The 12,130-nt window shown below is 68.6% G+C and carries 13 protein-coding genes; all 13 read left to right on the top strand.

Going from position 1 to position 12,130, the window contains the following annotated elements; translation table 11 throughout:
* The first annotated feature begins 7 nt into the window (after nucleotides 1–7).
* The 13 genes from WEA80_10360 to WEA80_10420 all read left to right on the top strand — a co-directional run bounded on the left by WEA80_10360 (nucleotide 8) and on the right by WEA80_10420 (nucleotide 12,107).
* Nucleotides 8–1,828: a hypothetical protein gene (locus tag WEA80_10360; GenBank protein MEX1186979.1), complete on the top strand. Its 1,821-nt coding sequence runs from the start codon at nucleotides 8–10 to the stop codon at nucleotides 1,826–1,828.
* Nucleotides 1,829–1,864: 36 nt separating this feature from the next.
* On the top strand, nucleotides 1,865–2,740 hold the full coding sequence (locus tag WEA80_10365; GenBank protein MEX1186980.1) for a YicC/YloC family endoribonuclease: 876 nt from the start codon (nucleotides 1,865–1,867) through the stop codon (nucleotides 2,738–2,740).
* Nucleotides 2,737–3,387: a guanylate kinase gene (gene gmk, locus WEA80_10370; GenBank protein MEX1186981.1), complete on the top strand. Its 651-nt coding sequence runs from the start codon at nucleotides 2,737–2,739 to the stop codon at nucleotides 3,385–3,387. The genes WEA80_10365 and gmk overlap by 4 nt, the downstream gene beginning before the upstream one ends.
* Nucleotides 3,388–3,591, top strand: coding sequence for a DNA-directed RNA polymerase subunit omega (locus tag WEA80_10375; GenBank protein MEX1186982.1), 204 nt, complete (start codon nucleotides 3,388–3,390; stop codon nucleotides 3,589–3,591).
* Between the two features lie 33 nt (nucleotides 3,592–3,624).
* Nucleotides 3,625–4,803, top strand: a complete 1,179-nt coding sequence (coaBC, locus tag WEA80_10380) for a bifunctional phosphopantothenoylcysteine decarboxylase/phosphopantothenate--cysteine ligase CoaBC (GenBank protein ID MEX1186983.1) — start codon at nucleotides 3,625–3,627, stop codon at nucleotides 4,801–4,803.
* A complete protein-coding gene (locus WEA80_10385) occupies nucleotides 4,793–5,839 on the top strand; it encodes a uracil-DNA glycosylase (GenBank protein MEX1186984.1) in 1,047 nt (348 codons plus the stop codon). The genes coaBC and WEA80_10385 overlap by 11 nt, the downstream gene beginning before the upstream one ends.
* Complete coding sequence (gene dnaB, locus WEA80_10390; GenBank protein MEX1186985.1) at nucleotides 5,790–7,214, top strand: replicative DNA helicase; 1,425 nt, start codon at nucleotides 5,790–5,792, stop codon at nucleotides 7,212–7,214. The genes WEA80_10385 and dnaB overlap by 50 nt, the downstream gene beginning before the upstream one ends.
* 151 nt (nucleotides 7,215–7,365) lie before the next feature.
* Nucleotides 7,366–8,739: a DNA repair protein RadA gene (gene radA / locus WEA80_10395; protein MEX1186986.1), complete on the top strand. Its 1,374-nt coding sequence runs from the start codon at nucleotides 7,366–7,368 to the stop codon at nucleotides 8,737–8,739.
* Nucleotides 8,736–9,434 carry a 2-C-methyl-D-erythritol 4-phosphate cytidylyltransferase gene (ispD, locus tag WEA80_10400; protein MEX1186987.1) on the top strand — a complete coding sequence of 233 codons (699 nt, stop codon included), beginning with the start codon at nucleotides 8,736–8,738 and terminating at the stop codon, nucleotides 9,432–9,434. Before radA ends, ispD begins: the two co-directional genes overlap by 4 nt.
* Nucleotides 9,431–10,105: an L-threonylcarbamoyladenylate synthase gene (locus tag WEA80_10405; GenBank protein MEX1186988.1), complete on the top strand. Its 675-nt coding sequence runs from the start codon at nucleotides 9,431–9,433 to the stop codon at nucleotides 10,103–10,105. The genes ispD and WEA80_10405 overlap by 4 nt, the downstream gene beginning before the upstream one ends.
* On the top strand, nucleotides 10,102–10,566 hold the full coding sequence (locus WEA80_10410; protein MEX1186989.1) for a hypothetical protein: 465 nt from the start codon (nucleotides 10,102–10,104) through the stop codon (nucleotides 10,564–10,566). Before WEA80_10405 ends, WEA80_10410 begins: the two co-directional genes overlap by 4 nt.
* Nucleotides 10,567–10,570: 4 nt before the next feature.
* Complete coding sequence (gene aroE, locus WEA80_10415) at nucleotides 10,571–11,383, top strand: shikimate dehydrogenase (GenBank protein MEX1186990.1); 813 nt, start codon at nucleotides 10,571–10,573, stop codon at nucleotides 11,381–11,383.
* A 13-nt stretch (nucleotides 11,384–11,396) separates the two neighbouring features.
* Nucleotides 11,397–12,107, top strand: a complete 711-nt coding sequence (locus WEA80_10420; protein MEX1186991.1) for a phosphoribosyltransferase family protein — start codon at nucleotides 11,397–11,399, stop codon at nucleotides 12,105–12,107.
* Nucleotides 12,108–12,130 lie beyond the last annotated feature (23 nt).

The raw sequence follows: 12,130 nt of genomic DNA on the forward strand, positions 1-12,130 counted from the left end.
GCAAAGCATGACGCCTGTTCGCCTCGGCGCGCTCGCCGGGGCCCTCATGCTCGTTTTGACAGCCCTCGCGCCCGGACAGCTGCGCGCGCAGGTGGTGCCGCCGCCCGCGAGCGAGCAGCCGATCCCGCCCAAGGAGCTGCCGGACACCATGCCGCCGGACACGGTGAAGCGCGACACGATCAAGGCGGGGATCGGCCGGCTGCGAACGCCGGCTACATACGACATCGGCCCGCAGTACCGCTGGGACAGGGAGGAGCTGTTCGCCAGCGGCGCGCTCACCGTGACCGATCTCCTGGCGCGAATCCCCGAGCTCACCGTCTTCCGGTCGGGATGGATCGCGACGCCGCAGTCCGTGGCGCACAACGGCAGCTTCGAGCGGATCCGCTTTTTCTACGACGGCGTGGAGCTCGATCCCATGGATCCGCGGCACCCGGGTCTGCACGACCTCGCGGCGATCCAGATCTGGACGCTGGAGGAGCTGGCCATCGAGCGCGCGGCCGGGGAGATACGCGTGCACATGCGCAGCTGGCGCGTAGACCGCACGACGCCGTACACCCGCACCGACGTGGTCACCGGCAGCGAAGAGACCGACATCTATCGCGGGTTCTACGGCAAGCGATACAACGGCGGCCAGGCTCTCCAGCTCGCGGCGCAACAGTCGAGCACGCAGAATCAGCGCTTCGGCGGCGGCGGCGGCGGGCTGTCGCTGTTCGGGCGTGTGGGCATCGGCCGCCGGCTCTGGAGCGTGGACGCCACGGCCAACCGGACCCATTTTGGACGCGACCCGCAGGACGCGTTCGTGCCCGGCCAGGGGATCCCGCCCTACGACGCCATGCACACCGTCGCGTACCTGCGCGGTTCGTTCGGCGCCGTGGGCTCGGGACCGTGGATCGAGCTGATCGCGGCGTCGCACGAGATCAAGGAATCCAGCCCGGCTCCGACAGCGCAGCAGATCGCATCGCGCGGCTTCGTGGCCGACACCGCCGACACCACGCGGTCGCGGACGCAGCTCGTCGCGACCGCGGGGTTCAACCGCTGGGGCGCGTCGATCACGCTGACCGAGCGGCTGCGACGGTACGAGGGGGAAGCGTTCAACGCCTTCAGCGGGAGAGCGGAGATCAACACCAGGCTGCTCGCCGCGGGAGTCTTCGCCGAATACGACGACGAGCGCGACGTGCGGCGGACGGACGGCAATCTGCGCTTCACGCCGCTGCCCTTCATCGCCTTCGCCGGAGGTGTATCGGAGCAGACGGCCGAAGGACCCCGCGCGGCCGTGCCCGACTCACGCTCGGCGCGGGGCGAGGCCGCGCTGCGGCTCCTCGGCCCGTGGGTGTACGCGGGGCTGGTGCGATCCGACACGGTCCACACCCGTCCGCCATCCGTGTACGACACCGCGTACGTGGCTTCCGGAGCGCGGTCGAGAACCGCTACGTACGGCGGGGTCCGCGGTGCCATCTGGCGCGGATTGGGCGTCGATGCGTACTACACCCGGTGGGAGGCGGGACAGGGCTATCTCCCGGAGTACCAGACCCACGTCGAGCTGAACTTTGCCACGAAATGGCTGTCGCGGTTTCCCCGCGGGGACTTTGGCGTGCGCAGCTGGATAGCGTACGACTACCGGCCGTCCGTGTCTTTCCCGACCCGGAGCGGCACGGCGGAGATCACGGTCCCGAGTCACGTCTTCTCCGGCCTGCTGGAGATCCGGATCATGCGGGCGGCTATCACTTACCAGACGCGGAACATGTTCGGATTCCAGCACGACATCGTACCGGGCTATCTCGTGCGCCAGGTCCAGATATATGGCGTGCGGTGGGACTTCTGGAACTAATAACTGTATGTATCATAGCAACTTAGGGCTTCACTAATGATAAATAGCATGACCGGCTTCGGCAGTGCCGAAGGGACGGTCGGACAGGCGCGAGTCGCGGTGGAGGTGCGCACCGTGAACCACCGCTTCTTCAACTCCAGCATCAAGCTCCCGTCGGCTTTCAGCGCGTGGGAGGGTGACGTGCGGGAGGCGCTGCGCCGGCACATCGCGCGGGGCCACGTTTCGCTGAGCGCCCGGATCGAGCGGGCGGAAGAGTCGCCGATTCAGATCGACGAAGCACGGTTCGCGGCCTACGTGGCCCAGCTGAAGGAGCTGGGCGAGCGTCACGGCCTCGCCTCCGGGCTGGATCTCGCGACGGTGCTCCGCCTCCCCGGCGTGATCGTAACCGGGACGGTGGAGGAAGCAGGCGGTACTCCCGCGGAACTGGTGGCCATCGTCGACCAGGCGGCGCAGGCTCTGACGCAGATGCGCCGGGAGGAAGGCGGCAGGCTCGCGCAGTCGATTCGCGAGCGGCTCGACGTCATCGAGTACGCGCTCGAGCGGCTGGCCGCGCGCTCCCCGCTCAGGCTGGCGGAGCAGAAGACCAGGCTCGAGCGCGCGGTGGCTGAGCTGGCCGGCGGGGTCGCGGTGGATCCCCAGAGGCTGGCACAGGAGATCGCCATCATGGCCGACCGGCTGGACGTCGCGGAGGAGCTGGACCGGTTTCAGTCGCACCTGCGGTCCTTCAGGGACACGCTCGACGACGAGAGCGGCGACGCGGTCGGGAAGCGGCTCTCGTTTGTGCTGCAGGAGATGCTCCGGGAAGCGAACACCACCGGCAGCAAGGCCAGCGACGCCGCCATGCTCGCCGAGGTCGTGTCGATCAAGGAAGAGCTGGAACGGATCCGCGAGCAGGTCGAGAACCTCGAGTGACCCCGTTTCCGGTCATCCTGTCGTCGCCGTCGGGCGGCGGAAAGACGACGATCGCGCGCGCGTTGCTCAATCAGCGGCGCGATGTGGGCTACTCGATCTCCTGTACGACGCGCCGCCCGAGGGAGGGTGAGGTCGACGGGGTGGACTATTTTTTTCTGACCACCGCCGAGTTCGCGCTGGCCGCCGATCGCGGCGAGTTCGCGGAGTGGGCGGTGGTTCATGGGCAGCGCTACGGCACACTCAGGCGGGAAGTGGAGCGGGTGCTGTCTTCGGGAAAGCACGTGATCATGGACATCGACGTCCAGGGCGCGCGGAAGCTGGCGGACGCGTTCCCGAGCTCGGCGCTGATCTTCCTGCTTCCGCCGTCGGCGGAAGTGCTGGTGGAGCGGCTCCGCAACCGTCGGAGCGAGGGCCCGGAAGCGCTGATCCAGCGCCTGGAGACCGCGGTAGAAGAATTAAAGGCGGTTTCCATGTATCATTACATGGTCACGAACGACCGCCTGGACGTCGCGGTCGCCCGCGTCTCGTCGATCATCGACGCGGAGGCGGTAAGCCGGGGGCGCAGAGACCAGTCGGCGGAAGCCGAGGTCGGCGCGCTCATCGAGCAGCTGCAGATCGAAATCAGAAAACAACAGGAGATCGGATAGATGCGAGTTTTCACCCCGGAAGAGGCGGCGCGCAGCGCCACCAACAAGTATCTCGCGGTGCTGGTTGCCGCCAAATACGCGCGCGTGCTCAACGAGTTCCCGGCCGGTATGTCGCGCGAGGTCAAGCTGACGACGCGCGCGATGGAGGAGCTGTCGAGCGGAACGATCGAGTACAAGGTCATTCCGCGCCGCAAGGCGGAGTAGTTTCCCGCGCGCCCGTACGACTCGCGGCGGGTCCTGCTCGGCGTATCGGGTGGGATCGCCGCCTACAAGTCGGTAGCGCTTGCCAGACTTCTCACGCAGGCGGGCGCGCAGGTTGACGTTGTACTGACCCGGGCCGCGCTGGAGTTTGTCGGCGCGATCACGTTCGAGGCGGTGACCGGCAGACAGGCGCTCGCCGAGATATTCGAGCCCGGACACGCTCTCGACCACATACGGCTGGCGCGAGAAGCGGACGTCGTAGTGATCGCTCCCGCGACGGCCGACCTCATCGCGCGCGCCGCGCACGGCCACGCGAACGATCTGTTGACCGCGAGCCTGCTCGCGACCAGCTCGCCGGTGCTGTTCGTTCCCGCGATGAACGACCATATGTGGGCGCACCCGCAGACCGCGCGCAACGTCGCGCACCTGCGCGAGATCGGCTACCGCGTGCTCGACCCCGACGACGGCCCGCTGGCGATCGGCGAGGGCAGCGGCCCGGGGCGCATGCCCGAGCCCGACACGATCTTCGCCCACCTCGGCCGCATCCTGGAATCCGACAACACGCTCCGAGGCCGGTGCGTCCTCGTCACGACCGGCGCCACGCGGGAGCCGGTGGACCCGGTGCGGTTCATCTCGAACCACAGCACGGGGAAGATGGGCGCGGCGATCGCGGCCGCCGCGTGGCGGCGTGGCGCCGACGTGACGCTGATAGCGGGACACACTGACGTCCCGCTCCCCGGCGGGCCGCGCGTGATCCGGGCGGATACGACCGAAGCGATGGCCCACGCGGTGGCCGCCGAGATCGCCGCGGCCGACGCGTTGATCATGGCCGCCGCGCCCGCGGACTTCACCGTCAAGACTCCAAGCGCCGGCAAGATGAAAAGAGAGGGCGGCACGGCGTCGCTCGATCTCGTCCGGACCGCCGACATCCTGCAGGCGGCGTCGGCCGCGAGGAAGAAGGGATCGGTGGTCGTCGGCTTCGCGCTCGAGACGGGGAACGCCGCGGAACGCGGTGCGGAGAAGCTGCGCGCGAAGAGCGTCGACATGATGGTCGTGAACGATCAGAACGAGGAGGGCGCCGGATTCGGCGGGGACACGAATCGGGTCACGCTGCTGTCGCGCGACGGCAAGCGGGAAGAGTTGCCGCTGATGCTGAAGACGGAGCTGGCGGAAGAGCTGCTGGACCGCATCGGAGCCATGCTGAATGGATCCTAGAGAGCAGCTCCGGATTTACCTGGAGCAGCGGCGCGAGACCGGCGAAACCGAGCTGGTGCTCGACAAGCTCTCGATCGACGAGGTGCTGCGGATCATCGCCGGGCAGGCATCTTCGGCGCGCGGGACGGCGGTGGCCGCCGCGGCGGCCGCCGAGAGGGAGCATCCGACGAGCGCTCGCGCCGCCGAGCCAGGTAGCGCCGACTGGCGCGAGGCGCTGCGCGAAGCCGGAGTGCCTCAGCCCACCTCGGGCGTGAAGCCCGCCGGCCCCGCGCCGGCGCCGAAAATGGAAGCTCCACCGCGGATCGATGCTCCGCCGCCGGCAGCCGAAGCGCCGAAGCCGACCGCGATACCGCGGCTCGCGTTCCCGCAGCCGGGGCACGAAGCCGGAGCTCCGCCCACGCCCGGGGAGTTCAGGACCGGGATCGTCGTCGGCGCCGCCGACTCCGAGCTGTTCCACAGTCCGTTCGCGCACCTGGAATCGCTCGAGGCGATCGCCGAGGCCGTGCGCGGCTGCACCCGCTGCCCGCTCTACGCCACCGCTACGCAGTCGGTTCCGGGCGAAGGCTCTCCGACCGCGGATCTGGTGTGCGTCGGGGAGGCGCCGGGTGCCAACGAGGACGTGACTGGCCGTCCGTTTGTGGGGGAGGCCGGAAAACTCCTAACGAAAATTCTCGAGGCTATCAAGCTCTCACGGGAAGAAGTTTTTATCTGTAACGTGCTTAAGCATCGGCCGCCCGGAAATCGGAATCCGCTGCCGGGAGAGGTCGAAGCGTGCTCGCCGTATCTCGTTCGCCAGCTGGAGCTGATCCAGCCAAAGGTCATCGTCGCATTCGGCACATTCGCAGCTCAAACGTTGCTCAACACGAAATCCTCGCTGAGCCAGCTCCGCGGGTTCGTGCACAGATATTACGGAACGCCACTGATCGTCACCTATCACCCGGCCGCGCTGCTGCGCAATCCAGCGTGGAAGCGGCCAACGTGGAACGATGTCCAGCTCGCCCGTAGAGTTCTCGATAACGCCCGGCAAGGGTCGTGATCCCTTCCGCGACCGGCAGCCGCCGTATTCGGAGGATGCCGAACAAGCGGTAATCTCCGCGATGCTGCTCGACTCGGACGCGGTGCTCCGTGCGACGGAGTTCGTGGACGACTCGATGTTCCATCGCGAGGCGCACCGCAGGATCATCCGCGCCATCCTCGCTCTGGCCGAGCGCGGCGACGTCATCGATCCGCTCACGCTCTCGGAGGAGCTGTCGCGACGCGGCGATCTCCAGGCCGCCGGCGGGAAGGACTACATCTCCGAGCTGCTCGACATGGTGCCGACCGCGGCCAACGTCGAGTACCACGCCAAGATCGTGCGGGAGAAGGCGCTCCGTCGCCGGCTCATCGAGGTGTCGACCGGCATCGTCGGCGACGCGTTCGATTCTCCGCTCGCCGCGCCGGAGCTCCTCGACGAAGCCGAGCACAAGATCTTCCAGATCAACAAGTCGCGCGGGCGCGAGGCGTTCACGCGCATCAAGGAGCTGCTCTGGCCCACGATGGAGCGGATCGAGAAGCTCCAGAGCAGCGGCGCGTCGCTCACGGGTGTCGGCAGCGGCTTCAAGGATCTCGACGAGATCACCGCTGGATTCCAGCCGAGCGATCTAGTCATCATCGCGGCCCGTCCGTCGATGGGAAAGACCGCGTTCGCGCTGAACATCGCGCAGAACTCCGCGCTCGACAACAACATCCCGATCTGCATCTTCTCGATGGAGATGAGCAAGGAAGCGATCGTGCAGCGGCTGCTCACCGCCGAGGGGCGCGTGGACGCCCAGCGGCTGCGCAAGGGGAAGCTGCAGGACGAGGAGTTCGTGCGGCTCGGGCGCGCGGCCGGGCTGCTTAGCCACGCCCCGATATGGATCGATGACACGCCGGGACTCACGCTGCTCGAGCTTCGCTCCAAGGCGAGGCGGCTCAAGATGGAGAGCGACGTGCAAATGGTGATCGTGGACTACCTGCAGCTCATGCAGGGCCCGACGAACGTGGAGAGCAGGCAGCAGGAGATCAGCTACATCTCCCGCTCGCTCAAGGCGCTGGCGCGCGAGCTCAACGTGCCCGTCGTCGCGCTGTCGCAGCTCTCTCGCGCGCCCGAGCAGCGCACCGGCGAAGGGAAGCGGCCGCAGCTCTCCGACCTGCGCGAGTCGGGCGCGATCGAGCAGGATGCCGATCTCGTCATGTTCATCTATCGCCAGGAAGTGTACGACGGCCCGACCGACAAGGACGGCAACTCGCTCGAGGGCCGCGCCGAGATCATCGTCGGCAAGCAGCGCAACGGGCCGACGGGATTGGTGAACCTGTACTTCAACAAGGCATACACTCGGTTTGACAACTTTTCGGCGAGGTCGACAGGGCCGGAAATAGTACGGACTGGGTGACCGGTTGCACTGGAATCCAAGTTTGGAGTGTGGCAGTAAGGAGTCGCGCAGTTAGGAGTCATTACAGATCGTTGCAGTTACTCCGCACTGCAAACTCCCGACTGCCACACTCCGAACTTGGATTCCCTTTCCCTGGCTAGGAGCTCGTCGTTTGCCGAAAGCCGTCACCATCCACCGCTGCACGGGTTGCGGGGCCGATCATCCGAAGTGGGCCGGCCGGTGCGATGTGTGCGGCGAGTGGAACACGCTCGTGGAAGAGCCGATGGCCGCGCGCAAGACGGGGAAGAGCCTCGCCCGCGCCCGGAAGGCCGGCCACGCCGCGGGCCGGACAGCGGTTCTCCGCGACGTGACCGGCGCCGAGAGCGCCCGCTGGACCACCGGCATCAACGAGTTCGATTTCGTCCTCGGCGGGGGAGTCGTGCCGGGCTCTATGGTGCTCGTCGGCGGCGAGCCGGGGATCGGCAAGTCCACGCTGCTGCTCCAGGTCGCCGCGCGGCTGCAGGCTCGGCCGCTTCGCTCGCTGTACGTCTCAGGTGAGGAGTCGGCGCTCCAGGTGAAGCTCCGCTCCGACCGGCTCACCGACGGCGCGGGCGACGTCGAGCTACTGAACGAGACGTCGCTGGAGACGATCATCGCCACGGCCGAGGCCGGACGCTACGACGTGATGTTCGTGGACTCGATTCAGACCGTGTACACGGAGGAGCTGGAAGGCGCGCCCGGCAGTGTCGGCCAGGTGCGCGAGTGCGCCGCGCGGCTCATGCGCTTCGCCAAGGACAGCGGGACCGCGGTGCTCGTGGTCGGGCACGTGACCAAGTCGGGCGGAATCGCGGGACCGAAGACGCTCGAGCACATCGTGGACACCGTTCTCTATTTCGAGGGCGAGGGCACCGCCGAGCACCGCGTGCTGCGCGCGACCAAGAACCGGTTCGGCAGCGTGGACGAGATCGGCGTGTTCCGCATGAGCGGCGAAGGGCTGGTCGCGGTCGGCAATCCGTCGGAGCTGTTCCTCGGCGATCGCTCGCGCGACACGTCGGGCAGCGCGGTGACGGCGCTGATGGAAGGCTCGCGGCCGTTGCTCGTGGAAGTGCAGGGGCTCGCGGCGAAGTCCGGCTACGGGACGCCGCAGCGGGTGGCGACCGGCTACGACTCCAAGCGTCTCGCGCTGCTGCTAGCCGTGCTCGAGCGGCGCGCGGGGCTGTCCTTCTCGCAGATGGACGTATTCCTCAACATCGCTGGCGGCATCAGGATGCAGGAACCGGCGGGCGATCTCGCGGTCGCCACGGCGCTGGCGTCGAGCGTGTTCGACCGCGCGCTTCCCACCGACGCGATGTTCATCGGCGAAGTCGGGCTCGGCGGCGAGATCAGGCCCGTGGCGCAGGTGGAGCGCCGGCTCGCGGAGGGCGCCAAGCTCGGCATCACCCGCGCGTACGTAGCCACGCGCGGCGTGCCGCAGCGGCCGGTCAGGGGCGTGACGGTGCGCGGGACCGCGACGGTGCAGGAGCTGTTCGAGACTGTTTTCGCGTGAGCGCACAGGCGCGTGACGTAGGCGTCGTCATCGTCGCGGCGGGGAAAGGGAGCCGCACGGGATCGAGCGAGCTCAAGCAGTTTCGCTGGGTGGCCGGCAAGCCGATGCTCCTGCACAGCGTGCAGGCGTTCCACGAGCGCGACGACGTGGCGCTCGTGGTGTGCGTGCTCCCGCGCGAGCACGCGGGCGATCCGCCGGCCTGGCTGTTTCAGTGCGACGTGGAGCGGCTGCTGATCTCTGTGGGCGGACGCGAGCGGTCGGATTCCGTCGCGAACGGCATCGAGGATCTCCCGCCCGAGTGCGGGATAATCGTCGTGCACGACGCCGCGCGCCCGTTCGTCCCGGCTTCGGTGATCGAGAGCGTCATCGCCGAAGCGCGGCGCGGAAACGGAGCCGTGCCCGCGCTGCCGGTTGCCGACACGCTCAAGCGCGTGACCCGCTCGGGCGCAATCAGCGAGACCGTCGATCGCTCGGGACTCTGGCGGGCGCAGACGCCGCAAGCCTTTCCGCGCGAGATGATCGAGCAGGCGTACACGCACGCGCGCGCGAACGGCATCGCGGCCACCGACGACGCGTCGCTGTGCGAGCGGCTGGGCCTGCCGGTGGTGATCGTGCCCGGGAGCGAGCGGGCGCTCAAGATCACCGAAGAAGCCGATTTCGCCCGGGCGGAAGCACTGTATAGCTTGCATGAATGACTGCTGAAGTTCGCCCGATCCCGTTCTGGTCGGACAAAGAGGTCGAGGCCGCGATTCCCGGCACGATCGAGCATCTCAACGCGCGGCGCGTGCTCGCGTATCCGACCGAGACCGTGTACGGCTTCGGTGGCGCGGTGGACCAGGAGTCCGTGCAGGAGCTGATCCGCTTCAAGGGACGCCCGCAAGGCAAGCCGTTCCTGCTGCTCATCGCCGGCAGTGAGATGCTCGGCCGGTTGGACCTGCATCTTACTCCCGCAGCCTCGAGACTCGCCGCGCGATTCTGGCCCGGTCCCCTGACACTCGTTTTGCCCGGCGGCGAGAAGCGCGTCCCGTCCGAGCTGCGCGGTCCCGAGGGCGGGATCGCGGTGCGGTGGACTCCTCACCCCGCCACCAGTCGCCTCATTCGCGCGTACGGCGATCCAATTACTTCCACGAGCGCAAACAGGCCGGGCTCACCGCCCGCGACTTCCGCGGGAGAGATCGTGGCGCAATGGACGGCCGCGGCGGCCGGAGGAAAGCTGCGGGTGCTCGACGGCGGCCAGCTCACCAGCTCGGCACCCTCGACCGTCGTTGACTGCACCGCGCGCCAGCCGCGCGTGATCCGCCCCGGCGCGGTCGCTTCGTCCGCGCTGCGGGAAGTGGTTCCCGACCTGATAGGCGAGGCGCCGTGAAGGTCCTGTTCGTGTGCACGGGTAACACCTGCCGGAGTCCGCTCGCCGAGGCGGCGGCGCGCAAGCTCGCCGAGGAGAAAGGGCTGAAGGACGTGACGTTCGCCAGCGCCGGGATCGGCGCGCTCGGAGGCGCCGCCGCGTCCGAGGGCGCGATGCTGGTCGCGCTCGAGCGCGGTCTCGATCTTTCGTCGCATCAGGCCCAGCCGGTTACTGCCGAGCTGGTCGGCGGGAGCGACCTGATCCTCTGCATGTCGGAGCATCACGTCGCGAGCGCGAGCGCACTGGGAGGAGAGGGGAAGACCTTTCTCCTGGACGAGTACGCGTCGAGCGGAAAGACGTCGGGCTCCGTGGCAGATCCATTCGGGCAGCACATCGAGGCGTACCGGAACGCCGCGGACGACATCGACCGCCACGTCGCGCTGGCGGTCGAGCGGCTCGCTGCCGGCGGGCTTCCACCGTGAGACCGTGAAGCACGTGTCCCGGCCGGGGCGGTTGGTGCTGCTCGGCCATCCCGTTTCGCACTCGCTGTCGCCGGTGCTGCAGGGCGCGGCGCTCGCGAGCGCGGGGCTGGAACTAGCGTACGAAGTGATCGACGTCACGCCGCAGCTACTCGAGCACGAGATCAAGGGTCTCGTCGCCGAGGGCGCAGCCGGGAACGCGACGATTCCGCACAAGGAAGCGCTGGCCGCGCTGTGTGATCGTCTGACGCCCACGGCCGGCCTCGCGGAGGCAGTGAACGTGTGGTGGGTCGAGGATGGAGAGCTGGTCGGGGACAACACCGACGTCGCCGGATTTCACGCGCTGGCCCGGCGGGTGCTCGGCTGCGCTCCGAGCTGCGAGCGCGTGGCGCTCATCGGCGCGGGGGGCGCCGCTTCGGCGGTGCTCACCGCGGTGGGCGACTGGCCGGAGTCGCGGGTGCGCGTGTTCAACCGCGATCCCGCCCGCGCGCTCCGCCTTTGCTCGCGGCATTCCGATGTCGCGCGAGCCGAGTTGGTGATGGAAGAGGCGCTGGCCGGTGCAACGATCGTGGTTAATGCGACCCCCATCGGGCTTCTGGACGAAGGGTTTCCCGTGGCGGTCGAACGGATTCCCGAGCGCGCGGCGGTCATCGACCTCGTCTATCGCCAGGGAGACACTCCCTGGGTGCGAGCCGCGCGCGAGCGGGGACTCCGCGCCGGCGACGGACTCGCCATGCTCGTCGAGCAGGCCGCGCTCTCGTTTCAGCGCTGGTTCGGACGCGAGCCGAACCGCCAGGCAATGTGGGCGGCGGTTACTTAGCGACGTAGCCGCGCTGCTCCTCCCGGTCGTGTGCGTCGCCTGCGACCAGCTGACCGGGGCGGGCCAGAGCGAGCGGGACCTGGTTTGTGCGCGCTGCTGGTCGCGGGTGCGCCGGCCGCCGCACCCCCGCTGCGGGCGGTGCGGTCACCCGAACGCCGGCGAGGCGTGCACCTGGTGCGAGCTGCTGCCGCAGTTCGTGCGCGCATGCCGGTCGGTGTGCTGGGTGCCCGAAGGATCCGGCGGGGCGATCGTCCACGCGCTCAAGTACGGCGGGTGGCGGAAGGTGGCGGAGCCCATGGGCGCGCGAATGGCGCGGACCGACTGGCCGGCCGATGTGATCGCCGAGCGCGCCGCGCTGATCCCGGTGCCGCTCGCGCGCGACCGCCGGCGCGAGCGCGGCTACAATCAGAGCGAGTTGCTGGCGCGGGTGATCGCGCGAAGCTGGTCGGTCCCGGTCTGGACGGACGTCCTCGAGCGCCGGCGGAAAACGCGGACCCAGACCCGCCTCACTCCCGGCGAGCGGCTCGCCAACGTGGCCGGCGCGTTCTCGGTGGCGGCGGGCGGCGCCTCGCGGCTGCGCGGCGCCCACGTCGTGCTGGTCGACGACGTGGTCACCACCGCGGCCACGCTCAACTCCTGCGCCGGCGCCCTGTACGACGCCGGAGCGCGAATAATTAGTTACGTTACCTTCGGCCGCGCGCGCTCCGGAAGCGACGCGGTCTGACCAGGCAATCACCCACCAAAGAA

This window comes from Gemmatimonadaceae bacterium, from assembly GCA_040882285.1.
Lineage (GTDB): Bacteria > Gemmatimonadota > Gemmatimonadetes > Gemmatimonadales > Gemmatimonadaceae > JACDCY01.